At 74.1% G+C, this 24,495-nt stretch carries 15 protein-coding genes; 8 read left to right on the top strand and 7 right to left on the bottom strand.

Annotation, left to right across the window (positions count from 1 at the left end):
- Positions 1-53: 53 nt before the first annotated feature.
- Positions 54-1,613, top strand: a complete 1,560-nt coding sequence (locus WMF22_RS16055) for a protein kinase domain-containing protein (RefSeq protein WP_437299946.1) — start codon at positions 54-56, stop codon at positions 1,611-1,613.
- A gap of 72 nt (positions 1,614-1,685) precedes the next feature.
- Here WMF22_RS16055 and WMF22_RS16060 read toward each other — a convergent pair whose 3' ends face one another.
- On the bottom strand, positions 1,686-5,576 hold the full coding sequence (locus tag WMF22_RS16060) for a serine/threonine-protein kinase (protein WP_437299947.1): 3,891 nt from the start codon (positions 5,574-5,576) through the stop codon (positions 1,686-1,688).
- Positions 5,577-5,943: 367 nt separating this feature from the next.
- Here WMF22_RS16060 and WMF22_RS16065 point away from each other — a divergent pair, with 367 nt between their 5' ends.
- From WMF22_RS16065 to WMF22_RS16075, 3 genes are all read left to right on the top strand, one after another.
- Positions 5,944-7,482, top strand: a complete 1,539-nt coding sequence (locus tag WMF22_RS16065; protein ID WP_437299948.1) for a hypothetical protein — start codon at positions 5,944-5,946, stop codon at positions 7,480-7,482.
- Positions 7,479-8,387, top strand: a complete 909-nt coding sequence (locus tag WMF22_RS16070; RefSeq protein WP_437299949.1) for a hypothetical protein — start codon at positions 7,479-7,481, stop codon at positions 8,385-8,387. The genes WMF22_RS16065 and WMF22_RS16070 overlap by 4 nt, the downstream gene beginning before the upstream one ends.
- Positions 8,388-8,592: 205 nt before the next feature.
- Entirely contained in the window at positions 8,593-10,200 is a 1,608-nt protein-coding gene (locus WMF22_RS16075; protein WP_437299950.1) for a hypothetical protein, read from the top strand.
- Between the two features lie 106 nt (positions 10,201-10,306).
- Here WMF22_RS16075 and WMF22_RS16080 read toward each other — a convergent pair whose 3' ends face one another.
- On the bottom strand, positions 10,307-11,584 hold the full coding sequence (locus tag WMF22_RS16080) for a hypothetical protein (protein WP_438036291.1): 1,278 nt from the start codon (positions 11,582-11,584) through the stop codon (positions 10,307-10,309).
- Positions 11,581-11,991: a YwqJ-related putative deaminase gene (locus WMF22_RS16085; RefSeq protein ID WP_438036292.1), complete on the bottom strand. Its 411-nt coding sequence runs from the start codon at positions 11,989-11,991 to the stop codon at positions 11,581-11,583. The genes WMF22_RS16080 and WMF22_RS16085 overlap by 4 nt, the downstream gene beginning before the upstream one ends.
- Positions 11,992-12,204: 213 nt before the next feature.
- Between WMF22_RS16085 and WMF22_RS16090 the strand changes: the two genes are divergently transcribed.
- Positions 12,205-13,767 (top strand): tetratricopeptide repeat protein, encoded by a 1,563-nt coding sequence (locus WMF22_RS16090; protein WP_437299952.1) that lies wholly within the window; start codon positions 12,205-12,207, stop codon positions 13,765-13,767.
- Position 13,768: 1 nt separating this feature from the next.
- On the opposite strand, the gene WMF22_RS16095 is transcribed toward WMF22_RS16090, so the two are convergent.
- The 3 genes from WMF22_RS16095 to WMF22_RS16105 form a co-directional block, all read right to left on the bottom strand.
- On the bottom strand, positions 13,769-16,213 hold the full coding sequence (locus tag WMF22_RS16095) for a hypothetical protein (RefSeq protein ID WP_437299953.1): 2,445 nt from the start codon (positions 16,211-16,213) through the stop codon (positions 13,769-13,771).
- 107 nt (positions 16,214-16,320) lie between these two features.
- A complete protein-coding gene (locus tag WMF22_RS16100) occupies positions 16,321-16,914 on the bottom strand; it encodes a c-type cytochrome domain-containing protein (RefSeq protein ID WP_437299954.1) in 594 nt (197 codons plus the stop codon).
- A 20-nt stretch (positions 16,915-16,934) separates the two neighbouring features.
- Positions 16,935-18,308 carry a hypothetical protein gene (locus WMF22_RS16105; protein ID WP_437299955.1) on the bottom strand — a complete coding sequence of 458 codons (1,374 nt, stop codon included), beginning with the start codon at positions 18,306-18,308 and terminating at the stop codon, positions 16,935-16,937.
- 323 nt (positions 18,309-18,631) lie between these two features.
- On the opposite strand from WMF22_RS16105, the gene WMF22_RS16110 reads away from it, so the two are divergent.
- From WMF22_RS16110 to WMF22_RS16120, 3 genes are read left to right on the top strand one after another with little or no spacing between them, the layout of a single operon-like run.
- Positions 18,632-20,347, top strand: coding sequence for a DUF1592 domain-containing protein (locus tag WMF22_RS16110; protein ID WP_438036293.1), 1,716 nt, complete (start codon positions 18,632-18,634; stop codon positions 20,345-20,347).
- Complete coding sequence (locus tag WMF22_RS16115) at positions 20,344-21,708, top strand: DUF1552 domain-containing protein (RefSeq protein WP_438036294.1); 1,365 nt, start codon at positions 20,344-20,346, stop codon at positions 21,706-21,708. Before WMF22_RS16110 ends, WMF22_RS16115 begins: the two co-directional genes overlap by 4 nt.
- Positions 21,709-21,768: 60 nt before the next feature.
- Positions 21,769-23,673, top strand: coding sequence for a L,D-transpeptidase (locus WMF22_RS16120; RefSeq protein ID WP_438036295.1), 1,905 nt, complete (start codon positions 21,769-21,771; stop codon positions 23,671-23,673).
- Between the two features lie 46 nt (positions 23,674-23,719).
- Here WMF22_RS16120 and WMF22_RS16125 read toward each other — a convergent pair whose 3' ends face one another.
- The gene (locus WMF22_RS16125; RefSeq protein WP_437299959.1) at positions 23,720-24,436 is read right to left on the bottom strand and encodes a hypothetical protein; all 717 of its coding nucleotides are present in this window, start codon (positions 24,434-24,436) and stop codon (positions 23,720-23,722) included.
- Positions 24,437-24,495: the final 59 nt, after the last annotated feature.

Below are 24,495 nucleotides of genomic sequence, written 5' to 3' on the forward strand. Positions count from 1 at the left end.
CCGCGAGAGGCTTCGGGAGATACAGGCTGATCGCAAAGCTTGGGCAGGGAGGGATGGCCGAGGTCTTCCTCGCTGCGCATCGCGGCCCGCTCGGGTTCGAGAAGCTGGTCGTGATCAAGCGGCTCAAGCCGGGGATCGCGACCGAGCCCGAGGTCAACGCGATGTTCCTCGACGAGGCGAGGCTCGCCGCGCGGCTGAACCACCCGAACGTCGTGCAGACGTACGAGTGCGGCCAGATCGACGACCAGTACTACATCGTGATGGAGTACCTGGAAGGGCACTCCCTCGATCGGATCTGCAGGAAGATCGACCCGTCGCGTCACCGCGCGGTCTACCTGGCGATCCTCGCCGATGCGCTCGCCGGGCTCCACTACGCGCACGACCTCATGGACTTCAACGGCCAGCCGCTCCAGGTGGTCCACCGCGACATCAGCCCGCACAACATCTTCGTCACCTACGACGGGCAGGCGAAGGTCGTCGACTTCGGGATCGCGAAGTGGGCGACGCGCGACGCGGACACCAGCACCGGCGTCGTGAAGGGGAAGATCCGGTACATGGCGCCGGAGCAGGCCCTCGCGACGATGGTCGACCGCCGCGCGGACATCTTCTCGATGGGCCTCATCTTCTGGGAGCTCGTCGTGGGCGAGCGCTTCTGGGGGGATCTCTCCGACGTGCAGATCCTCCAGCGGCTCACGTTCGGCGAGATCCCGAAGCTGCGCGAGCGGTGGCCCGCGGCGCCTGACGCCCTCGAGCGGATCTGCTCGCGCGCGCTCGCGATGGCGCCCGAGGAGCGGTACGCGACGGCGGCCCAGATGCGTGACGACGTCGAGGCGTACCTGGCGACGATGGGCCGCCGCCCCTCCTCGGCCGAGATCGGCCGCCTCATCGGTGAGACCTTCGCGCACCGCCGCGCCGAGGTGAGGTCCGCGATCAGCGACCAGCTGGGGCGGCTCCACGCCAGCGCGGCCGAGGGCGGGGAGGAGTTCGAGATCCTGCCGGTGCTCGAGGAGCGCGGCGCCGTGCCGTGGTCTCAGCGCATGCCGCTCTCGCAGATGTCGCAGCAGTTCGCCGCGCCGGGGGGAGACCAGATGCTGGGCGACGACCCGTCGCGCGAGGACAGCATCTCGAACCGCCAGACGATCCCCACGATCATGGTCGCCAACACCAAGTCGACCCGGCGGAAGGCGCTCTGGAGCGCCGGGATCGCCGTGCTCTCGGTGCTGCTGATCGGCGGCGCGTGGGCGGTCCTCGCGCTCCGACCCACGACGACCACGGCGGAGGGCGATGTCCCTGCGGAGACCAGGGGGGGCGAGGCCGCGACCCCTTCTCCTCCGACCTACGCGCCCCCGGTCGCCAACCTCGTCGAGCTCCGGATCATCGCCACGCCGCTGGACGCGAAGATCTACCTCGACGACGTGGAGCTCCCCAGCAACCCGTTCTTCGCGAGGTTCAGCCGGGATGGCACCGGGCACCGCATCCGGGTCACGGCCGACGGGTACACCCCGGAGGCGCGCTTCGTGGTGTTCACGCGCGACGAGGTGCTGACCATCAACCTCCGCCAGGTGCCGACGACGTCGCCCAAGGCGGGCGGCGGCACCGCGCCTCGGAAGTGACCGGCAGGGCCGCGGGCTCGGCTTGACCGCCAAGAGGCCGCGCGCGGGGGCGCCGGAGCGCCGCGCGGGGCGTTACGGCCGGCCGCTCAGCATCACCTCGAGCTCCGGCGGCACGCAGCCGTAGGCCTCGGCGGCCGCGAGCAGCGCCGAGTTCTGCGGCAGGTTGAGCAGGAACGAGCTGGCGTAGGGCGTCCCCTCGAGGCCCTTCAGCCGGCGCAGGAGCGGGGGCATCGCGCGCTCCATCGCGGCCCGCGCGCCCTCCAGATCGCCCATGTCCACGCAGGCGTCGTGGAGCGCGAGGTAGATCGGCGCCTCGTTGAGCAGGCTCGGCGCGCCCGCCTCGACCAGGGCCGCCGCCTCCCGCGCGATCTCGCGGGCCTGCTCGGCGTTGCCGAAGCGGCGCTCCGCCTCGGCGCAGAACCCGAGCGCCACGGGCAGGACGTCGCGGTTGTCCGTGACGCGGTACGCGTCGGTGGCCTTCTTCAGCAGCGAGCGCGCCCGCGAAAGGCCCGACGACTCGAGGCGCAGGAGCTCGCAGCCCCGGTAGAACAGGATGCCGAGCGTCACGCGGTCGCGCACGACCCACATGCTCCCCGCGGCCTCGTCCGCGCTCGCGCGCGGCTCCGCGAGCACGGCGTCGAGCCGGGGCTCGGGGCCGAACGTCGCCGCCCAGCAGAGCAGGATCATCTGCCCGTGCCGCGCCGCCCCGGAGCTGCCGATCGCCTGCGCCCGGGCGATGCCCCCCTCGATCTCCTGGAGCGCCTCTTCCCGGGCGCCGATGGTCGTCAGCGCGAAGCCGACGTTCATCGTCAGCATCGCCTCGCGCTCCTGCAGCCCGGCGCGGCGCGCGGCCCGCGCCGCGTTCCGGCGCGCCCCCAGCGCGGCGGCCGGCTCGCCGCGGGTCTGGTGGGCGACCGCGCGCGTCTGCCAGGCGTCGACCGCCGCCCAGACGAGGTTCCGCCGCGCCGCGAGGTCGAGCAGGTGCGCGGCCTCCTGCTCGGCCATCGCCAGCTGCCCGGCGAACGCGTGGACCTGCGCCAGCGTCGCCGAGCACTGCGCCTCCTCCTCGACGAGATCGATCGACCGGGCGCGGTCGCGCAGCGCCGTCAGCCGACCCTCCAGGTCGATCCCCGAGCCGCACGCGTGGTCGTAGCGCGCGCGGGCCGTCAGCGTGCGCAGCTCGCTCGCCTCGTCGAAGACGTTCTCCCACATCGCCCGGATCGCCGAGTCGCGCTCGGGCGAGCGCGCGTCGAGCCGCGAGTACGCCTCCTCGAGGAGGACCGCGCGCGCGAACGCCGTCGGCTTGTCGGGGGAGAACACGAGCGCGCGATCGGCCATGGTGACCGCGTCGCGGAGCGAGTTCGTCGCCAGGGCGCGCCGCGCGGCGGCCTCCCAGCGGATCGCGGCCTCCTCGTGCTCGCCGCCGAGGTCGAAGTGCTGCGCCACCGTCGCGCTGTCCTCGCCGAGCCGATCGAGCCAGCGCGCCGCCGCGGCGTGCAGCCTCTGGCGGAGCTCGTCGCCGACGGAGGCGTACGCGACGTCGCGGACGAGCGCGTGCTTGAACAGGAACTCGCGCGCGGCCGGGAAGCGCGACGCGGGCTGCGCGACGAGGAGCTCCGCGGCGATGAGCTTCTTCAGCGCCGTCGCGGGCTCGGCCACCCCGACCTCGGCGAGGCCCACGTCCCAGACCGACAGGCCGAAGACGCTCATGCGCACCACCGCCTCCCGGGTGGGCTCGTCGAGCGCGTCGAGGCTCACCTGGATGGCCGCCTCGATGGTGGGCGCCGTGGCGGCGTCCTTGCCCGAGGCGATGACCCGCGCGAGCTCCTCGGCGAAGAGCGGCGAGCCGGCCGCCTGCTGCGCGACGCGGTCGAGCGTGGCCTCCTCGAACGGCCGCGTGGAAGCGGCCGCGCTGAAGACCGCCCGCGCGATCTCGCGCGTGGCCCGGCGCGCGATGGGGCGCAGCTCCACGCGCACGTGGTCGCGGCCGGCGAAGCGCTGGCCCTGGTCGCGCCAGAACGCCGGGCGCACCATGAGCAGGATGAACAGCGCCCTCCCTGTCGACCGCCCGAGGAGGTGGTCGAGCCACGCGACGCTCTCCGGGTCGGCCCACTGCGCGTCCTCGACGAGCAGCGCGCACGGCTCGCTCGACGCCGCGTCGACGGCGATGTCGGTCATCGAGAGGTAGAGCGCGTCGCGCGCGCCGCGCAGGTCGACGCCGTCGGGGAACGGCTGGTTCGCCAGCAGGCGCGCGAGGAGCCCGCCGTCGCCGTGGAGCGGCCGCCGCGCGCGCACCGCGTCCTCGGCCTGCTCCAGCGACGCGCCCTTCGGAAGGCCCATGAGGACCCGCAGCGCGTCCGTGGCGACGCCGAGCGCCTGCGCGCGGCCGAACGACTCGCAGCGCAGCTGGATGAGCCGCGGCGGATCCGGTCGATCCACGATGCGGGCGACGAACTCGCGCGCGAGCCGGCTCTTGCCGATCCCCGGCGGCCCCGAGATGCTCATCACGACCGGCGTCCCGTCCTCCACGCAGCGCTCGAACGCCGCGACGGTCGTGATGAGCTCGGCGTCCCGCCCCACGAACGGCGTCTGCGCGTCGGGCCGCTTCGGCGCGCGCGCGAGCACCCGCACGGCGCCGCTCTCCAGGGGCTCGCCCATGAAGCGCCCGCGGGACAGCTCCACCGTGGTGGCGTCGGCGAGGACCCTGCCGAGGCCCGCCTCGCGCGCGAGCGCGACAGCGCGGTCGACGACCTCGCCGGCCGCGCGCGTCCTGTCGACGCGCATGCGGCCGGAGGCGACGCCGACGCGGCCGCCGCGGCCGCCGAGCGCGAGCCCGAGCTCCAGGGCGCGGGACGCCTCGTCGCCGTGGGCCTGCCGCACGCCGAGGTGGGCGGCGATCGAGTCCGTGCCGAGCGGCAGCGCGTCGGCCCCGCGGCGGCGCAGCGCCTCGAGCTCCCGCTGGCGCTCCTCGCCGGTGGCCACGTGCAGCGCCACGATCGTGGTCACGAGGCGCGTCCCCATCGCGCCCGGCGGGTTGTCGCTCACGCGCAGCGGCGACGGGGTGGGCAGGTACGGCTCGTCGGCGAGCGCCGCGAGCCTGTCCGCCACCTCGCGCGCCGAGCTCGGCCGGAGCTCCCTGTCGGCGAGCAGGAGCGCGTGGATCAGGTCGTCGAGCGCCGGCGGCACGTCGAGCAGGAACTCCGAGAGGCGCGGCGCGGGCGTCGTCGCCAGGCGGACGAGGGTCGCGATCGAGGTCGGCCCCATGTGCGGGGGCCGGCCGGCGACCAGCTCGAACAGCGTCGCGCCGAGCGAGTAGAGGTCGCTGCGCGCGTCCACCGTCGCGTCGCCGCGCGCCTGCTCCGGCGAGATGTACGCCGGCGTGCCGACGAGGCCGCCCGCGTCCGTCGTGAGCACGAGCTCCTTCGACGCCGCGACGCCGAAGTCCACGAGCTTGGTGCGGAGCGGGGCGTCCGGCGAGCCGCGCAGGAGGAGGATGTTGGACGGCTTGATGTCGCGGTGGACGACGCCCGCGGCGTGCGCGGCCGCGAGCGCGCTCGCGACCTGCCGCCCGACCTCGATCCCCTCGCGCAGCGAGAGCGGGGAGCGCTTCTGGCGCGCCGCCAGGTCCTCGCCGTCGAGCCACTCCATCGCGATGAAGGTCGCGCCCTCCTCGATCCGCCGCCCCTCCGCGTCGACAGCGCTCGTTTCGAGCGTCCCGAACGCAACGACCCTCACGATCCCCGGGTGATCGAGCTCGGAGAGGACCTGACCCTCGCGGGAGAGCCGGGCCTGGCCCTCGGCGTCGACGCCGACCGCCGTGATGATCTTCAGCGCGACGTACCGCTCCGTCTGCACGTCGAAGGCGCGGTGCACGGTGCCGATCCCGCCGCGGCCGACCTCGTGCTCGATGTGGAAGCGGCCCGCGACGAGCGGCCGTGCGGACTCGATGCGCGCGGAGCTCATGCGCTGGCCGACGTGGTCCGTGGGATGGGCGCCGGGCGGCTCCGGCGCAGCGGAGAGGCGATCTCATGGCGCCGGGCCGCGTGGGCCTGCGGTGTTCCGACAGGGCGCATTCGCGAAAGAGACTACGCCGTCGCTCATGGCAGTTCCAGTGTCGCGGTCACGGGAACCCGGCAGCGCCGCGGACGCGGCGATCGGGCCGGAGGCGCCGTGGAGTGCGCGGCGCGCAGCGCGCGCGGCGGGCCTCTCTTGACGGATCCGGCGGCTCCTCCTACGGTCGTCGGCTCCGCTGCTCCTTCAGCGTAACATTCAGCGTAACATTACGTTACGTTCACCGTTACGTGACGTTCGAGCGGCGGGAGCCATTTCGATGCTCGATCGCGTCGCCGTTCACCAGACCCGGCTGCGCACGCCCGGCCTCGGGCTCGACGCCAAGGGGGTCGCGCTCGGCGCCAAGGGGCTCGTCCTCCTGCCGTCGATCGATCGGCTCGTCGCCTTCCTGGCGCTCTACACGCGGCAGGGCTCGCTCGCGGACATCCTCCGCTCGCTCGTCGTCGAGATCGTGCGCTCGAAGCTGGGGGCGCGGGAGGTCACCCTCCTGTTCGCGGCCGAGAGCAGCGATCGGCTCGACCGTGTCGCCGAGATCGCGCGGCTCGCGGGCGGCTACAGCTTCACCGGCACGAGCCGGCACTTCGTCCAGTACCGCGACGCGGCCGCGCCGTTCGGGTACGACGTCCCGCAGATCCTGCCCAGCGACGCGGCGCTCTCGCTCTATCACAACGCCTTCTCGCAGACGTACGAGGTCGAGCGGCGCGTCGACGTGCGCACGCTGCTGCTCCGGCTCGAGCCGCACCTCGATCCGTCCGCCGGGCAGGACCCGGGCCCGCGCTGGCTGCTCGCGGAGTCGGGGCTCGGCCCGGCGCTGATCCGCTACTTCTCCCGGAGCAGCGTCGAGGCCGAGGTCGGCCTGTGCGAGTGGCCGCCGGAGTCGAGCTTCGATGACGCCCCGGTGCTCCGGTACCTCTTCCGCGTGCCGGCCATCCCTGCCCGGATGGTCCCGCTGCTCACGAGCACGCCGGGGCTCGGGTATTTCGTCCCGGTCGCGCCGGGCGCGGCGGTGGAGGTGGGGTTCCGGCACCCGGTCAACCTCCGCGCCTGCCCGGTGTTCGGCGAGGCGGGCCTCGTGCTCTTCCGGGGCGGGGGCCGCGAGGCGCTGGAGATCGCGAAGCTCCCGGCGATGGGCGACGTCGCGGCGTTCGCCCGGGTGGAGCTCGGCCGCGAGCCCGTCGCGGCGAAGGTGGCGGCGGAGGGCGACGCGCAGCGCCCCGCGTCGGTCGTGCTCTCGCTCCGCCTTGTCCCGAGCTCCGAGCCGTGGCGGTCGGTCACGGCGTCGTGGATCCGGCCGCAGGAGATGCCGCTCCTGCGGCACGTCGCCTACGCGCTCGGCCCCGAGACCCTGCGCCGCGCCCGCATCGCCTTCACCGCGGCAGGCGCGTTCCTCCGGCACCCCACGGGTATCGAGGGGATCCCGGTCGGCGAGTTCTTCCGGGAGGTCCATCCGGGCCTCTACATCCCTGCCGGGTACGACGCGGTCCCTGCGGTCGCGCCCGGCGTGCTGTTCCGCGCGCTGGGCGCCCCCGCCGGGCAGGCGCTGTTCATCGGGCGCGACGGGGGGGCGATCGGCGTGCCGGAGGAGGCGTTCGTCCCCCTCGAGACGGCGCTGCTCGAGGCCCAGCAATGGTCGGCGGTGGCCGTGTCGTCCGCGGGCCTCACGGCGGCGCTGGCCACCGAGCTGCCCGAGGTCGTGCTCGGCGGCGTCGGCATCCGGCCGCTGCGCGACCTCGCGCCGTCCGAGGCGCTGGCCGAGCCGAGGGCGCTGCCGCCGGGCCCTGGCCGGACGCCCCAATGACCCAGCCTGAAGCGATCGCCGAGCGGCTCTCCGAGCTTCAGGCGAACGTGCTCGCCCCGCTCGTCCTCGGCGGTCCGCTGCGCCTGGTGCGCCCCTTCGGCGTCCGGCTCGCGCTCCTCCTCGGCGACGGCGCGCCGGCGATCGATCGCGACCTCGGCTCGCGCATCGATCTGGTCCGCGTCCGCGTCGCCCGCCTCATCGCCCCGATCGACGTGCTCCCGGAGCTCGGCGCGGCCGAGTGGGCGCTCCTGGCCGCGCTGAACGACCTGCTCCAGCTCACGAACCACGAGCTCGCCGGCGTGCTCACGCGCAGCCGCTATCCCCGCCTGCTCGCGAGCGTGCGCGACCTCTGCGAGCTCGTGCCCGCGCCGGCGGACGTCGGGTCCGCGCTCTCGCGGCACGCGACGTTCGCGCGGGTGCTCGACTGCTTCCGCACGGACGCGCTCGTCGCCTGGTGGACGGGCCGCGCGAGCTTCCGCGGCCAGCGCCCGCCCCCGCGGCTGCTCCGGTGGCGGCAGCTGCGCGGCGTCCAGGTCGAGACCCGGCGCGTCGGCCTCGCGGACATGGGCCACGGCGTCCCGGGGCTCGCCCCGCCGGACTTCGCCGAGGCGCTCTCCCTCTGGATGACGCGCACGCCGCTCACGGATCTCGCGACCGCCGCGCGGAAGGACCCGCCGTTCGCGTGGTCGGCCTCGACGCTCGCTGTCGTCGCCACGCCTCCTGGCCGGAGCCTCGCGTACCGCGTCCTCGTGCGCCAGCCCCACGACCTCGCCGTCGCGGCGCTCGCCCGCGCCGCCCGGGAGGTCCCGCCGCGGTTCGGCCAGGCCCGGGCGCTCGCCGAGTCGTTCGCCAGCGAGGTCGCTGCCGGCATCAAGCTGCTCGACGAGCGCTCTGCGGCCGGCTGACCCGCGCCTCGCCACGCGCCCCTCCTGTCGTCGCGGCGCGCCGCGCCGCGCGCGGCTTTGCTCGGTTCAAACGGGGCGTGGTACGCTCCGTCCTCCTTGGAGAGGCGCGCCGTCCTCGCGCCCGCGCCTTCGACATCACCTCACGGGCATGGCCCTGGGAGCGACGAACCGTTTGAACCGGCAAGACGCTGAGACTTCCGACAAGTTGCTTGCTTCCCCCTTCCGCGCGCGGCGCCGCGGCTCCTGCCTCGAGGCGTTGCCGCGCGCCCGGCGCTCCCGCGCGCGCCTCGCCGGCGTCGCGTTTGCGCTCGCGCTCGCGGTGAGCCCGGGCGTCGCGTTCGCGCAGGCGGAGGCGCTGCTCGACGAGGGCAAGAGCCTGATGAAGAAGGGCAAGGTCGCGGAGGCCTGCCCGAAGATCGAGGAGAGTTACCGGCTGAGCCCGAGGTCGGCGACGCTCCTCGCGCTGGCGATGTGCCACGAGAAGCAGGGCAAGATCGCGACGGCGTGGTCCGAGTACATCGATCTCGGCGCGGCGGCCCGCAAGGAGGGCAACAAGCGCCTGGAGGCCGACGCGAAGGCGAGGGGAGCGAAGCTGGAGCTGTCGCTCCCGCGGCTGACGCTGAGCGTGCCGCGGGCGGCCGCGGTCGAGGGGCTCGAGGTGACGCTGGATGGGGCGCCGGTCGACGGCGCGCTCTGGGGCCAGGCGAGGCCGATCGATCCTGGCCAGCACAAGGTGAGCGCGAGCGCCCCTGGCAGAAAGCCCTGGGAGAAGTCGGTCACGATCAAGCGGGGCGAGCGGAAGACGGTGGCGGTGCCGGCGCTCGCCAAGGACGCCTCGGCCGCTGCGCAGCCTGCGCCCGCGGCGGAAGCGCCCGCGCCGGCGGCGGCGGCGCCGGAGAAGGGGAGCGCGGGGTCCGCCGGGGACGGCGCCGCGGAGCCGGGGAAGGGCGCTGCGGGGCCGGGGAAGGGCGCCGCGGGGCCGGGGAAGGGCGCCGCGGGGGCCGGGAGGGGTGCCGCGGCGCCTGAGAAGGGCGCTGCTGGGCCAGGGAAGGGCGCTGCGGGGCCGGGGAAGGCTGCTGCGGGGCCGGAGACCGATGCGCCGCCTGCGGCACCTCCTGCAGCCGAGGAGCCGGAGCCGAGCGCTGGATCCTCGCCGAGGCACACAGGCAGCTTCGTGATCCAGGCCGGGGTGGCCGGCGGCGCGTTGATCGGCCTGATGGACGCCGGCAGCTTCGGCGATCTGAGCGCGTACTCGTACAGCTACAACATCCCGGAGGGGGAGCTCATCGCGCCCTGCGACGATGAGGTCTGCCATGCGAGCTTCGATCCGGCGATCGGGCCGTTTGCCGGCGGGGAGGCGTTCATCGGGGTTGCGCTCTCCGAGGATCTGCACCTTGGCGCGCGTGTGCTGGGCGGCTACCGGTTCGGCGGCGGCTATCTCGCTGTCGGCGGCCCCTCCGTCTCGATGCGCCTCGGGCGTCTCTGGCTCGGCCTTTCGGGGCTCGTGGGCCCGGTGGGGCAGCAGGCGAAGGTCACCGGGATCAAGGGGGAGATCCCCTCCGAGGTGGTCCACCTCAACTACGGTCGGAGCGAGGTCGCCGTGAATGCGCGCGAGGGCAGCCTGCCCGAGAGCGCGCTCGTGGAGACGCTCGCGTTCGGCGGGAGCGTCGACGTGTCCCTGGTGCTCGCGGACCTTCCGAGCGCGGGCTGGACGTCGGGCGCGCTCCTGCTGAGCGTCTCGCCGACGGTCATGAAGGGCCTCGACGGCTGGGTGTTCGCGGCGCCGGCGAGCCTCGGTTACCGCTTCTACTGAGCGGATCCGCGACCCATCCTGATCTCGCCGGGCGCCCGGGTGAGGGCACCGTGCGGGGCCGGCGTGAGGCGCGTGCGCTTTCACCTCTGAAGAGCCCGGCATGGAATCACCGGAGCGCCCGCGCCCAGCCCAGGGTGGCGATGTCGAGCGCGATCACCTCACGGCGGTCGTGACTCACAAATTCGACGGCGGGCCAACTGGCGAACCGTTCCCGGATTTGAGAAGGGACGAGGTGTCCTCCGAGGAGGAGCCGTGCGAGGTGAGAGAGGGCCGGGCGCAGTGCGAGGAGCTCCTCGAGCGGAAGCTTCCTGGCGTCATCCGTCGACCAGATCTCGAGCGACTGAAGTCGTTGGACGAGGGGGTGTGCTGCGAGCACACGGAGCCCTTCGGGGCGCGTGGGGCGATACCAGAGCCCGAGGTGTTGGAGCGCCGGGAGCTTCCCGGGGCCGAGCGGCGCGAGGGCTCCTCGCACGTCGTCGTCTCCGCGAAATACCGTCAGGTAGCGCAGCGTCGGCGCGGGCTGAGAGAGCAACGTCGCGAGGGTCCGCTCCGGCGCGCCCAGCCCCAGGAGGCCGGGCAGCGCGGCGCCGATGGCTGGACCGGACCCGCGAGCGACGAGCGACGCGACCAGCGACGCGCGCCCGTGCGCGTTGAGCAGATCGAGGAAGGGGCCGAGCGCGCCGAAGGTCATGAGGCGAAGAGACCGGAGTGAGCGCCCGGCAGGGCTTGCCAGAAGTCGACGCAAGCGGTGCAGGCCGACAACGCCGAGCGAGACGTCGGGGGCATCCGGTGAGAAGCCGAGTGCGTCGCGGCTGATGAGCTCGAGCTCCGGTCGGAGCTCCTCATCGATGGTGGCGGCGTCCTCGTCATGGACCCAGCCGATGAGGCCACCTTGGCCGTCGTCGACGCACGCACATGGCTCGCCGAACTCAGGGATCGGGCCGAAGGTCATCTCCTTTGTCGAGTCGAGGAGCTCGTGCACCAGGGCGCGTGCGTCGTCTCCATCGTGACGCAACTGCTCGACCTGGAATGCGATCAGCGTTCCTATCGGATCGCCGCGTCGCTCGAGCTGTGCGCCGATCTGGTGAGCTGCGGCGAGCATATCTTCGTCGGGGGGCGCGCTCGTGGCGGCTTGACCGCCAGCGGCGAACCCCTCGGCGCGGAGCTTGGCGAGGCGGTGCTCGAATACGATTTCTGCGATGTGCGCCCTGGTGAAGCTCCGATCGAACGACACCCGGCTACCCCGCCCGACCGGGCGCTCTGTGACGCGGACGCCGTCGATGCGCAGCTCGGTGTGTTCGTCGCGGCGGTCGAGCCGCAGCGCGAGGCTCGCCGGCAGCTCGATGGTGTCGAAGCCACGGAGGAACGCCTTGCGGGAGGTCATCGTCGCCTCGAAAACTGGCCGTTGTCTACGTTCCAGGTTCCCAGATTCATGGCACCGTGCGCGTTTGGCCGGCTGAGGTGGCTGGTCGGATGGGATGCATAGCCCTGGCTCGCGTTTGTGCCTCCACCGATCACGCGTCCGCTCGGCGGTGGTCGTCCAGCCATCGTCCAGAGTCGCGGAATGAGCTGAGAGCAGTTCGGGCACGCCGGCACAGCGTCGTTCGATCCCGTTTCCGAGCGGATGGTGTCGACCTCGCCGAGCGCGCTCTTGAGATTCCTTTGCCAGTTGCGATCTCCAGGGGCGCATGAGCGGCCGGTCCGGCGTTCCCAGTCCCTGATGTGGTCGGAGAGGGCTTGCGGTTCGGCGCAGCAACGAGCTCGTACTTCCTTCCGGGGTTCGCGTGCCATGAGCCGCCCGCCGCCGCTCCAGTCGTACGTCCACGCCGGCGGGCGTCCCCCCACGCGGCGGAGCACGCCGGCGGGCGTCCCCCCACGCGGCGGAGCACGCCGGCGGGCGTCCCCCCACGCGGCGGAGCACGCCGGCGGGCGTCCCCCCACGCGGCGTCGGCCAGGCCTCCGCCGCTCCTTGGTGCCCCCGCGGGGGCAGGCTACCGTCCCGCCATGTCCAGGACCGGGCGGCGCAAGCAGAAACCCACGCCGCGACAGGGCGCCCCGGAGCTCACGCCGAAGAACGTGTCGCGCATGGAGGTCGACGCCGCGGTCTACCGCCTCGTGAAGCTCCTCGCCCGCTACCCGGACGAACGCCTCGACACGAAGGCCCGCGGCGCTCTGGAAAAGACGCTGCCCGTCCTCGACGCGCTCCGCGCGAGCCACCCGGACCACCCGCAGGTCGCCTGGGCCTCCGGGATGATCCTCCGCAAGCTCGGCCGCCTCGACGACGCCGTGCAGCTCGCCCGCCGGGCGTTCGAGCTCGATCCGACGTTCGCGACCGCCGTGAGCCTGGCCTACGCCCTCCGCGAGCGCGGCGAGATCGACGCCGCCCGCGACGCGTTCGAGGCCGCCGCTCGCCTCGATGCCGCAGACGTATCGGCCCGCTGCGACCTCGGCGCCATGCTCTGCGAGGCCGGCCGCACCGACGAGGGCCTGCGCCACCTCGAGGCCGTCCTCGAGACGCAGCCGGCGCACCCGACCGCCTTCCCGATCCACGCCTACCACCGCGCCGCGCGCGACGGCGACGCCTCCGCGTACGACAGGCTCGCGGCCTACGCCAGGGCGCACCCGGAGAGCGCCGCCGCCGCGTGGTCGCTCGAGCGCCTGCGCGCCGAGGGGCTCCACCATCCCGCGCCCGTCGCGGTCGTCGAGGGCTTCGTCGCGGGCGCCGCCGAGGCGCTCGACCACCTCCACCGCGATCACGATCCGTGGCTGAACCGCTTCGGCGCCCGCGAGCATGGATACCGGCTCCATCCGCCGCTCACCCGGCGAGACATCGAGCGCATCGAGGCGTCGTGCGGCGCCCGCATCCCCGCCGACTACGCCGCCTTCCTGACCCGCGTCGGCAGCTCCGGCGCCGGCCCGTACCACGGGCTCCTGCCGCTCGACGGCCCTGGACAGATCGAGAGCCTCACCGGCGAGTTCCCCCACACGAGGGCGTACCGGCCCGACCCACGGACGCTGACCGCCACCCAGCGCGCCGCGCTCCAGTCCGACGAAGTCGTCCGCGGGACCGTCGCGCTCGCGCACATGGGCTGCGGCTACTTCTCCGTGCTCGTGATCCGCGGCCCGCGCGCCGGCAGCGTCTGGGCGGATCTGCGCGCGGCAGGCCTCGGCGTCGTCCCGACCCACGACAGCTTCACCGCGTGGTACCGCGGATGGATCGACGCGCTCTCCAGGGGAGAGCCGGCGCGGATCCCCGTGGAGCCAGGTCGCTGCTCGGCGCCCGCGGCGCTCAGCGATTACCTCGCTTCATGGGAGCGGCAGCACGCGCTCCGCCCCGGCACCCTGGACGAAGCAGGAACGCGACGGGCGCTGCGCGAGATCCCGGACGCCGGCATCGCGATCCAGGCAGCGGCGTCCAGGTACTTCGACGCCGGCGATCCCGTGGACCCCTGTCCCAGCTGCCAGCACATGGTCGATCACTTCCTCCGGAAGGGCATGCTGCAGCCCGCGCAGCTCCGCCCCGGCGTGCCCCCCAGGGCAGCGCGGCGGGCCCCGCGCGAGGCGTAGCCTACCCCCTCGGGTCCGCGCGCCGCCGCCGGGCGCGGCGCGGCTCGCCGCGGGCGCTGTCCGCCCCGCTGGCGGGCTCGGGCGGCGGGGCGAAGCCGATCGCCGCGAGATCCTTCTCGCCGATGACGTCGCCCTTGGCCACGAGCGCCGCGCGGAGCAGGACCGCGCCCATCTCGGCGTCGTTGCCGGGCCACGGGTGGTCGAGCACCGCCTGCAGCGCGCGCAGATCCAGGCCGAACGGCCGGCCCCGCAGGCGGACGCCGATGCGCGCGAGGTGATCCAGCGCGAGCGCGCGGAGATCCTCGGCGCGCGACGACAGCGAGGGGAGCGCGACGGCCCGGTCGCCGAGCCGGTCCGCGAGCCGCTCGCTCAGCTGGCCGGTCGCCGCGAGCGCGTCCACGGTCTGAGGCACCGCCACGACGAGCCCGACGTCGTCCGGCAGCGCCGCGCCGAGGTAGCTCTGCACCTCGGACGGCAAGGCCTGGGCGTCGAGCACGAGCAGCGTGCCCCCCCGCGCCGCCTCGATGGGCGAGCTGTCCGGATCACGCCACAGCGCGAGCGCGCTCGGCGCCCCCGCGGAGCCCTCGATCGCGGCCGCCTCGTCGCGCGCCGGCGCGGCGGCCCGCGCCTGCGCGAACGCCTGCGCGAACCCCTCGGGGACGGGCGCCGCGCCGTCGACGATCGCCAGCGGGCCGCCCGCGCGCGGTGAGGTCAGGTGGACGACCGCGCCCCACGCCACCGCGTCGATCCCGGGCGCCGTCAGCAGCGTGACCGGGCCGCCGGCCACGCCGAGCCGCTCCAGCTGCTCGAGCGCCGCGCGGGCGGCGGGGCTGTAGGCGGCGGCCCGCGCCGGCCGCGCGAGCAGCGCCGCGATCGCGCGGAACCGCCCCGCGCCCTGCGCCACCGCGCGCTCGAGCCGGCTCACCTCGCGCGCGCGCTCCTCGGCCTCGCGGCGGGCGGCGACCTCGCGGCCGCGCGACCCCGACAGCATCGCCGACACCGCGATCACCGCCCCGAGCCGGTCGGCGACCGCGCGCAGGCCGCTCACCTCCTCCAGCGTCATCGGCGACGCGCGCCGGGCCCGGGGGATGGCGAGGGCCCCGATCGGGCCCTCCGCGTCGTTCACGAGGGCGACCACGCCGACGTCGCGCTCCGCGAGCCAGGCGAGCAGCGGGCGCACCTCCGGCCGCCGGACCTCGACGGCCTCGGCGGCCTCGACGCGCAGGACGCGCTCCGGCTCGAGCTGGGCGAGCTCGATGAGGCGCGCCGGCACCTCCGCCGGCTCGGTGTGCTTGTAACCGGCGCGATCGACGGTCACCTGCTCCGGCGGCGAGAGCAGGTAGAGCGCCGGCGGGGCCTGCCCGGCGAGGCCGGCGTCCGACGCCTCGCGCAGCGCGGAGAGCGCCGCCTCGAGCGCCGCCTCCGGCTCCGGGTTCATCGCCGCGCGCGTCGCGGCGTCGAAGGCCCCGAGCCAGCGCGCCCCCTCCGGCGCGAACCGGCGCGCGAGCACCGGCGCCGCGAGCCCCGCGAGCGCGCAGAGCGCGCACGCGCCGAACACGGCGACGCCGACGGAGGACTGCGGCGCGCCGCGGAGCCCGAGATCGCCGCGCGGCGCCTGGTGCACGGCGTAGACCGCGAGCAGCGCCGGCGGGGTCGCGAGCGTCGCGACGGCGAGCGTGCCGCGGAGCGCGCGCGAGACCTGCGCCGCGTCCGCGGCCACGGTGCAGAGCGCGACGCAGACCGCCGCGACGGCGCTCGTGACCGGCAGGATCGACTCGGGGGGCGCGACGCCGACGAAGGCCGCCGCGAGGCCGACCGAAAGCGCGGTCGCCGTGAGCAGCAGCGCGGCCTCGACCCGGTCGGCCACGCCGAGCTCGAGCCGCCGCGCGATGCGGACGCGCGCGATCGCCACGAGCGTCACCGTGAGCGAGCCGAGCGACGCGGCGGACGTGGCGTAGTGGACGAGCAGCGGATCGAGATCCGCCGCGCGCTCGGGCGCCACCGCGGAGACGGCGGGCAGGGCGACCGCCACGGTCCAGAAGAGCGAGGCGAACGCCGCCGCGTCGAGGCGCCGCGTGCTCGGCGGAGGCTCGAGGAGACCGCCGAGGCCCGCGATGCGCGCGAGCCCGACCAGGGCGGCCATCGCCGCGGCCGCCGCGCCGAGGTTGCCGAGCGCGATCAGCGCGAGCCCGGCGGGGCCGCTCCGCGAGGCGGCGAGCATCGCGGCGCCGGTGAGGCAGACGGCGGCCGCGCGGCGGGCCGCCGGCTCGATCCGGTCCTCTCCCCGCGGCGGCCGCTCTACCCAGCGGAGGCCAAGCGCGAGCAGCACCGGCAGCCCGAGCAGGGCGAGCCACGCGGGCCCGTGGCCGCCGGACGCCCGGAGCGCGGCGAAGGCGGTGTAGGCGACGGCGGCCGCGGCGATCCAGAACGAGCGCCGGCGCAGCATCGCGGCGAGCGTAGCGTCTGGCCACGGGGGCGCCAACGAGGCGGTCTCATCAAGGGGACGACCGCGCCGCCCGCGCCGCTGCCGCGGCCAGAGGCTCCCTTGCTACCTCACTGCGGGAGCGCCGCGATGTAGTCGTAGAGACACTTCATCTCGTCGTCGCTGAGCAACGGGCCGAGCGGCATCCGGTTGTTGCACGTCGGGTCGTCCGTGACCTTCACGTACATCAAGCTGGCGTCCGGGTCACCCGGCACGAGCAGCGGGCCCGAGCCGCACGGCGCCGAGGCATTCTGGGCCGCTACCGTGGTTTCCCACCCCGCTGCGAGCGAGAGGCCCGCCTGCTTCGACTCCGCGTCGTGGCAGCCCGAGGTGGCGCACCTCGCCATCACCAGCGCCTGCGCTTCAGCGCATCCGGCCCCGGCGCCGCTGCCCGCGCTGGTGGTCGTGGGGTCGCCGCTGCTTGTGGTCGTAGGATCGCCGCTGCTTGTGGTCGTGGGGTCGCCGCTGCTTGTGGTCGTGGGGTCGCCGCCGCCGCCGGTCGCCGCGCCGTTGCCCTGGCCGTTTCCGCCGCCAGGCCCGTCGCCGCCGGCGAGGTACTGCTCCTTGTCCTCGAGGGTCCCCGCGCAGCTGATGATGAACGCGGCGCCGCTCATCACGGCGGCGGCGAGCGCGGTGCGCCCGCCAAGGAAAGCGATGTACGTCACGTGCTACCTCTCTCTCTCGCTCAGTAAACGTAGGCTCCGGCGAGCCGCACCCCAAGGTATTGGTCGATCGCCCCGCCGGCGACGTACCGGTCGCCGATCGCGGGGTCGAACGACGAGAAGAACCGCGCGTACTCGACGAGGAGCCTCGCCTCGACGCCGGTCGTGACGGGCACGAGCACCCCGGCCATCGCGCCGATGCCCTGCACGCTCGCCCCGGCGAACCGATCGTAAACCGGGCCTGACGAGAGCGGGAAGAGGTAGTCGGCGCCGAGCGCCAGCGCGACCGGGCCGACCGGCACGCGCGCGTCGAGCCCGGCCCGGATCAGCGTGTAGGAGACGTTCGGCACCGTGCTGGCCAGGGCCTCCGCCGCGTCGACCTCGAAGGTCAGGAGCCGGAGCCCGGCGGAGATGCCGAGCACGGACGACTCGCCGATCGACAGCCGCTCTCGCAGGCCCAGGTTGATGCGCTGGTAGGTCGTGCTGATCGGGTCGCCGTCGCCAACCGCCGAGTTGAGGCCGATCGCCATCATGTACCCCGCGGTGATGCCGAGGCCCTTGAGCACCGGGATGTCCGTCGACGCGAGCGGGTACACCTCGCCCGAGACCGACAGCGCGGGCTGACCGAAGACGTCGTAGGGCCGGAGGTTCTGCGTGACCGGATCGGAGTACTCGAACCAGCGGCCAGTGAACTCGACGCCGGCCTCGATCGAGAAGAGCGCCGAGCGGGGGTCGTGGGGCTTGCGCTTCCCGCCCTTGTCGCCGCCGTCGCTGCTCTTCTCGTCGCCGTCGCCGTCGCCGTCGCTGCTCTTCTCGTCGCCGTCGCTGCTCTTCTCGTCGCCGTCGCCCTCGTCGCCGCCGTCCTTCGGCTGGTCCTCGTCGGCCGCGGCCGCCGGCGCGATCTGCGAGAGCGTCGGGCCGAGCAGGTCTTCCAGCGCCTTCTTGCGGGCGTCCCGCGAGCCGCTCAGCGGCACCGCGCTGTCCACCGCGAGGTCGCCGGCGTTCTCGTCGACGAAGACGAGGTAGACCTCTTTCTTCTTCTTCTTGTTCGTCCGCGAGACGCCGTAGATCACCCCCTCGGCCTTCGCGGCCTTGCCCGCCTTGCGGATGCGGTCGAGGGCCTTCTTCCGCTGGGCCTTCATCACCAGCGCGTCGCCCACCGGCTTGGTCTGGCCGGCGCTGCGCAGCGACTTCGAGAAGGCGTCCTCGTCCACGACCTTCAGCGTCTCCGGGACGAGGGACACGATGTCTTCGCGGATGGCGTCCGCGTTCGGCCCCTCGATGTGGATCGCGATCGACTTCGACTCGTTGGGGGCGGCGAGCGCGATGGGCGAGAGCGCGAACGTCGTGACCGTCGCGGCGGAGAGCCCGAGGAGGATCCTCCCGCAGAGGCTCAAAGAGAGGGACAGCGTTGTGAACCTGGTCGGCTTCCGCGCGGGCCTTTTGCCGGCAGCGGCGTCAAACGAAGCTTGCACGCGCGCGAGCCTACAGGTGATGTCGCGGCTGGATCCAGCGTCTTTCGAGGGGGCTCCGCGACATTTCCGATGACGCGCAGTGTAGCTAGGAGACTCCGCTACAACCGGACTCGCGGGGCTCACCGGCCCTCGTCTTCCCTGGCGTCTTGACGGGCCCCCGCGACGTGAGACATGTCGTTAGCTCGATGCGCAGCGCCGCAACGCACCGCATCGCAGGCCAGCGCGTCCCCCAGGGGAGAGGGCAGATGGATCGGTCAAGAGGACGGCACCGCCGCGCGGCGCGCGGCCCCGGGGGCTCTCTCGGGCTGGCGATCGTCGTGGCGGCGGCCGCCGCCTGCTCCGGCGGGCACAGCGGGCGCGGCGGCGGGGCCGCGGGGGGAGCGGAAGGCGAGGCGCCGCGCTGCGCGGAGATCCGGCCGGGCGCGTCGCCGCTCCGGCGGATGACGCGCTTCGAGTACAACAACACGATCCGCGATCTCCTCGGCGACGACAGCGCGCCGGCCGACGCCTTCGTGGTCGAGGAAGAGGCGCTCGGGTTCAACAACCAGGCGGCGGCGCTCGGGGTCACGCAGCTCCTCGCCGAGCAGCTGATGAAGGCCTCCGAGGCGATCGCGGCGCGGGCCGCGAAGGATCTCGGGAAGCTCCTTCCGGGGTGCGACCCGGCGGTGCAGGGGCCCGACGCGTGCGCCGCCGAGCTCATCGAGCGCCTCGGCAAGCGCGCGTTCCGCCGGCCCCTCGCGCCCGCGGAGAGCGAGCGGCTCGCGCGGCTCTTCGCCTTCGGGAACGACGAGCACGGCTTCTCGACCGGCGTCGAGCTCGTGATCCAGGCGATGCTCCAGTCGCCGCACTTCCTTTACCGCGTCGAGCACGGCATGCCGGATCCGGCCGGCGAGGGCGTGGTGGCGCTCTCGGACCACGAGATCGCCTCGCGGCTCTCGTACCTGCTCTGGAGCTCGATGCCCGACGACGCGCTGTTCGCGGCGGCCGACGCGGGGGAGCTCCGCTCCGCGGAGCAGATCGCCGCGCAGGCCCGCCGCATGCTCGAGGATCCGCGCGCCCGCGCCGCCGTCGCGAACTTCCACGCGCAATGGCTGCAGCTGTCGAACATCGACACCCTCACCAAGGATCCGGCGGTCTACCCCGGCTTCCACGCCGGGCTCCCGGCGCTCCTCCGGGCGGAGACCGAGGCGTTCCTCGATCACGTCGTGTTCGAGGACGGCGCCGGCGACGTGGCGACGCTGCTGACGGCGCCCTACTCGCTGATGAACGACGAGCTCCGCGCGTTCTACGGGCTGGGAGCGGCGGGCGGCGCGGGGGCGCCCGGCGAGCTCTCGGTCGTGCCGCTCGACCCAGCGCAGCGCGCCGGCTTCCTCACCCACGCCAGCGTGCTCGCGGTGCTCGCGAAGCCGGATCAGCCCTCGCCCGTCCACCGCGGCAAGTTCGTCCGGGAGCGGCTGCTCTGCCAGATCCTGCCGCCGCCGCCGCCCGACGTGGACATCCAGCCGCCGCCGGTGCGGGAAGGGATCCCGACCCGCCGGCAGTTCGAGCGGCACGCGGAGGACCCGGGCTGCGCCGGCTGCCACCGGCTCATGGATCCGATCGGCTTCGGGTTCGAGCGCTACGACGGGATCGGCCTCTACCGCGAGGTCGATCAGGGCGTCCCGGTCGACGCGAGCGGCGAGATCGTGGCGAGCCGGGATGTCGATGGGCCCTTCGACGGGGCGGTGGAGCTCGCGCACCGCCTCGCGGAGAGCGACGAGGTGCGCCAGTGCGTCGCGACGCAGTGGTTCCGCTTCGGCTACGGCCGCGCCGAGCAGGCGGAGGACGAGTGCAGCATGCGCCAGATCCAGGCGGCTTTCGCCGAGAGCGGGTACAACATCAAGGCGCTGCTCGTGGCGCTGACCCAGACGGACGCGTTCCGCTACCGCCGCGCGGCGCCGGACGCAGGGGGCGCGCCGTGAGCCGCGCCGCACAGCGCCGGGCGTCGAGGGGGCGCCTCGATCGCCGCGCCTTCCTGCGCGGGGCCGGCGGGCTCGCCCTCGCGCTGCCCTTCCTCGACGCCATGGCGGGATCGGCGAGCGCCGTCGATTTCCCGAAGCGCTTCGTCGTCTTCTTCACCGGCCTCGGCACGGTGAAGGAGGCCTGGCAGCCGACCGGGACCGAGACGTCGTTCGAGCTCGGAGAGATCCTCGCGCCGCTCGCTCCCTACCGGGACAAGCTGCTCGTCGTCGAGGGCATCGACATGGAGTCCGCCCACCACGGGCCGGGCGACTCTCACCAGCAGGGCATCGGCCAGGCGCTCACGGGCACGGAGCTGCAGGAGGGGACCCTCTTCCCGTACGCCTGCAACCCGGCCGCGCGGGTCGGCTGGGGCGGGGGCATCTCGGTCGACCAGTTCCTCGCCGCGAGGCTCGGGGATCGCACGAAGCTCTCGTCGCTCGAGCTCGGCGTCCAGGTCCAGTACGCGAACGTCTCGTCGCGCCTCTCCTACCTCGGCCCGGGCCAGCCGGTCCCGCCCGAGGACGATCCGCGCGCGGCGTTCGACCGGCTGTTCCTGGACCTCAGCGCCGATCCGGCGGAGCTCGCGCGGCGGCGCGTGCTGCGCCGCCGGGTGCTCGGCGGCGTCATGGAGGACTACGGCGCCCTCGCGCGCGAGCTGGGGGGCGAGGACCGGCGAAAGCTGGAGCAGCACCTCGACGCGCTGAACGACATCGAGCAGCGGCTCGACGTGCCGGCGCTCCTCGGCGGCGCGTGCGCCCTGCCGGCGCTGGGCGAGCCGCTCGACGTGTACGCGAACGACAACTTCCCCGCGATCGGGAGGCTGCAGACCGACCTGCTCGCGATGGCGCTCGCCTGCGATCTCACGCGGGTCGCGTCCATCCAGTGGAGCGCGACCCAGGCGGGCAAGGTGTTCACGTGGCTCGGCCAGTCGGAGACGCACCACGCGCTCTCGCACTCGAACATCGGCGACGCGGAGAAGCAGCAGCAGCTCGTCGACATCGGGCGCTGGCAGGCAGAGCAGCTCGCGTACCTGCTCGAGAGGCTCGACGCCGTCCAGGAGGGCACGGGCACGCTCCTCGACAACACGCTCGTCCTCTGGTGCACGGACATCTCGGAGGGGCAGAGCCACTCGCGGCGCGACATGCCGTACGTGATCGCGGGGGGCGCCGGCGGGGCGCTCAGGACTGGAAGATTTTTGCGCTATGCCGGCGATCCCCACAACAACCTGCTCGTCGCGCTGTGCAACGCGATGGGCGTGGACGTGTCGACGTTCGGCAACCCCGCCTACTGCACGGGGGTGTTGCCGGGCCTCCTGGCCTAGCCGCGCGCGCCGCGTGTTTTGGGCTTTTCGTCGCGCGCCGATTTTGGCAAGTACGCCCGCATGGGCGCCCTGCTGTCCTCCGGGAAGCCTCACGGCGCGCGGCGCGCGGCGCGCCTCGCTCTCTGTCTCGCGCACCTCGCGGCGCTCACGGCGGCGGCGTGCGGCTGTCGCAAGCCCGCGGACGTCCCGGCGGACGCGGGGGCCGCGGGCGCTGTCGGCGCCGACGCGGCCTCCGCGGCGCTCACGGCGACCGAGGGGCAGGCCGCGCCCGCGGAGCTCGCGGCGCCCGCGTGGCCGCCGAGCGACAAGCCGCTGCTCGGCGTGACGGCCTTCGTGGCGACCGTCTACAACGAGCCGCGCGACACGTCGAAGAAGCTCGGGTACCTGCGCGTCGGCTCCAGGGTGCCCCGCTCCGCCGAGCCCGCCGGCACCGCGGGCTGCCCGGGCGGCTGGTACGCGATCGAGCCCCGCGGCTACCTCTGCGTGGGCGAGGACGCGACGCTCGACCTGGACGACCCCATCCTCAAGGCCGCCGGCCCCGGGCCGAACCTGAGGACAGCGCTCCCGTACCGGTACGCCTTCGTCCGCGCGGTGCTGCCGCTCTACCTGCGCGTGCCCACCGCCGAGGAGCAGCGCAAATCGGAGTTCAAGCTCGACGAGCACCTGTCGTGGTTCGAGGAGAACAAGGCGACCGTGCAGCGGGTCATCCTCGGCGCGAACGACGTGGCGATCGACGCGCGCGGCGTGCCGCTCCCGGGCAAGCAGATCGGCGAGCTCGGCCTGGGGAAGAACTCGCTCGAGCTCGGCGAGGGCGCGCTGCTCGGCGGGGAAGGGGACGGCGACCCGATCCCGTTCTGGCTCGAGGGCGGCAAGCGCCTCATCCGCAACATCAGCGACTTCAAGGTCCCGGACTACGCGGTCTTCGCCGATCGCGCGCGGCGCTTCACCGGGCTGTCGCTGATCGGATCGTTCCCGACCGGACCGGAGTCGCTGAGCCGGCGGTTCGCGATCACGACCGATCTGCGGCTCGCGCCTGCGACGAAGATCAAGCCCGACACCGGCTCTCCCTGGCACGGCGTCGAGCTGACCGACGCGCTCACGCTGCCGCTCGCCTTCGTCCGCGCGCGGAGCGCTCGCGACGTCCAGATCCAGGGCGACAAGGCGACGCCGGGCAAGGAGCTGCCGTTCCGGGACATCGTCCCGCTGACCGGCAGGATGCGCCGGATCGAGGGCGTGAAGTACTACCGCACCCGGGACCAGCGGTACGTGAGCCAGCTGGACGTCGGGCTCGCTGTCGCGCCGTCCGCGTGGCCGGAGGTCGCCGAGAAGGGCGAGAAGTGGATCGAGGTGTCGATCACGCACCAGACGCTGGTCCTCTGGGAGGGCAAGCGCCCGGTCTACGCCACGCTCGTCTCGACCGGCCAGGCAGGGGTGGCCGATCCCAAGACCACGACCGCGACGGTGCGCGGCGTCTTCCGCATCCGCAACAAGCACATCACGGCGACGATGGACTCGAACGAGTCGTCGAGCGTCGGCGGCCGCGCAGAGACGACCGCCGACGCGCCGTCGGCCTCGCGCGGCGCGAAGCCGGACAAGGGCGGCTCGTCGAAGGAGCGCGCCTCGAAGAAGCCCGGCGCGAGCGCGGCGGCGAAGCCCGCGGCAGGCGAGAAGGCGGTCCCCCGGAAGGGCGACGGGGAGTACGGCGTGACGCGGCGCCGAGGCGAGGGGACCTACGCCCTCAAGGACGTGCCGTACATCCAGTACTTCGCGAGCGGCTACGCGCTCCACGCAGCGTACTGGCACGACGTCTTCGGCACGCCGCGCAGCCACGGCTGCATCAACCTGGCGCCCATCGACGCCCACCGGGTATTCCTGTGGACCGATCCCCCGGTGCCGCCCGGATGGCACGCGATCAACACAGGCGAGGAGCTGGGCGAGGGCACGACGATCATCGTGCATGAATAAATAGGGGAGGCGATCGCCGTCTGGATGAAGGCGAGCGGCGGGCGCGTCAGTGCTTCGGCGCGGTGCGGATGAGGTCGGTCAGCGCGTCGTCTGCGGAGGCGGCGAGGGCGTCGAGGAGCGCGGCCAGGCGGACGTGCTGGTCCGGGGTGAAGGGGGGCATGCCGAAGCGCGCGCGCACGCCTGAGAGGCGAAGAACGAGGCCGGCGCCGTCCTGGTAGCCGGCGATCCAGGGGCCGCGGGTGAGCTCGTCGCAGATGCGGCGGAGCCGCGACTCGAAGGCCGCGCGATCGGCGAGAGCGCCGGCGGGGGAGGGGGCGCGCTGCTGGAAGTGGTGGATCGAGGCGGCGGTTTCGGTCGGGGCGCCGTCGATGGCCTCGAGGCCGGCGCGGAGGTCGTCGAGGAGGGGCGCGAGGCCGGTCCTGCGGACGAGCGCGCCGTCGAGGCACATCTCCCAGAGCACGTGGGCGAAGAGCGCGAGCCGCGGCGCGCCGAGCGAGGCGGCGCGCAAGGCGGCGGCGAGGCGGCGTTCGCCCTCCACAAAGACGGGGGCGGCGTGGAACCAGCGGTCGGCGGCGACGTGGTGGTCGATGCCGGCCAGCACCTCGGCGAGGCGGGGCGGCGGGGCGGCGGGGCGATCGGGCGCGCGGGAGGGCCTGACGCGCCGGTCGGCCATGCGCCAGAGGTCCGGGAGCATCGCCGCCGCGCCCGCGGCGGCCGAGCCGAGGTCGCGCGCGGCGAGGTGGCGATGAAGCAGGAAGTTCATGTGTTCAGGATGGCGCCGCCGTCCGCGGCGGTCGACGGCGAAGCATGTAGGGGGAGCGG

Origin of the sequence: Sorangium sp. So ce204 (assembly GCF_051526795.1) — a bacterium.
Lineage (GTDB): Bacteria > Myxococcota_A > Polyangia > Polyangiales > Polyangiaceae > Sorangium > Sorangium cellulosum_B.

Excerpts from the sequence above, each read along its gene's own strand:
- WMF22_RS16110 (WP_438036293.1), top strand. The coding sequence starts at position 18,632 with ATGGATCGGTCAAGAGGACGGCACCGCCGCGCGGCGCGCGGCCCCGGG.
- WMF22_RS16120 (WP_438036295.1), top strand. The coding sequence starts at position 21,769 with ATGGGCGCCCTGCTGTCCTCCGGGAAGCCTCACGGCGCGCGGCGCGCG.
- WMF22_RS16055 (WP_437299946.1), top strand. The coding sequence starts at position 54 with ATGGCCGAGGTCTTCCTCGCTGCGCATCGCGGCCCGCTCGGGTTCGAG.
- WMF22_RS16085 (WP_438036292.1), bottom strand. The coding sequence starts at position 11,991 with ATGGCACGCGAACCCCGGAAGGAAGTACGAGCTCGTTGCTGCGCCGAA.
- WMF22_RS16060 (WP_437299947.1), bottom strand. The coding sequence starts at position 5,576 with ATGAGCTCCGCGCGCATCGAGTCCGCACGGCCGCTCGTCGCGGGCCGC.
- WMF22_RS16070 (WP_437299949.1), top strand. The coding sequence starts at position 7,479 with ATGACCCAGCCTGAAGCGATCGCCGAGCGGCTCTCCGAGCTTCAGGCG.
- WMF22_RS16080 (WP_438036291.1), bottom strand. The coding sequence starts at position 11,584 with ATGACCTCCCGCAAGGCGTTCCTCCGTGGCTTCGACACCATCGAGCTG.
- WMF22_RS16095 (WP_437299953.1), bottom strand. The coding sequence starts at position 16,213 with ATGCTGCGCCGGCGCTCGTTCTGGATCGCCGCGGCCGCCGTCGCCTAC.
- WMF22_RS16090 (WP_437299952.1), top strand. The coding sequence starts at position 12,205 with ATGTCCAGGACCGGGCGGCGCAAGCAGAAACCCACGCCGCGACAGGGC.
- WMF22_RS16125 (WP_437299959.1), bottom strand. The coding sequence starts at position 24,436 with ATGAACTTCCTGCTTCATCGCCACCTCGCCGCGCGCGACCTCGGCTCG.
- WMF22_RS16065 (WP_437299948.1), top strand. The coding sequence starts at position 5,944 with ATGCTCGATCGCGTCGCCGTTCACCAGACCCGGCTGCGCACGCCCGGC.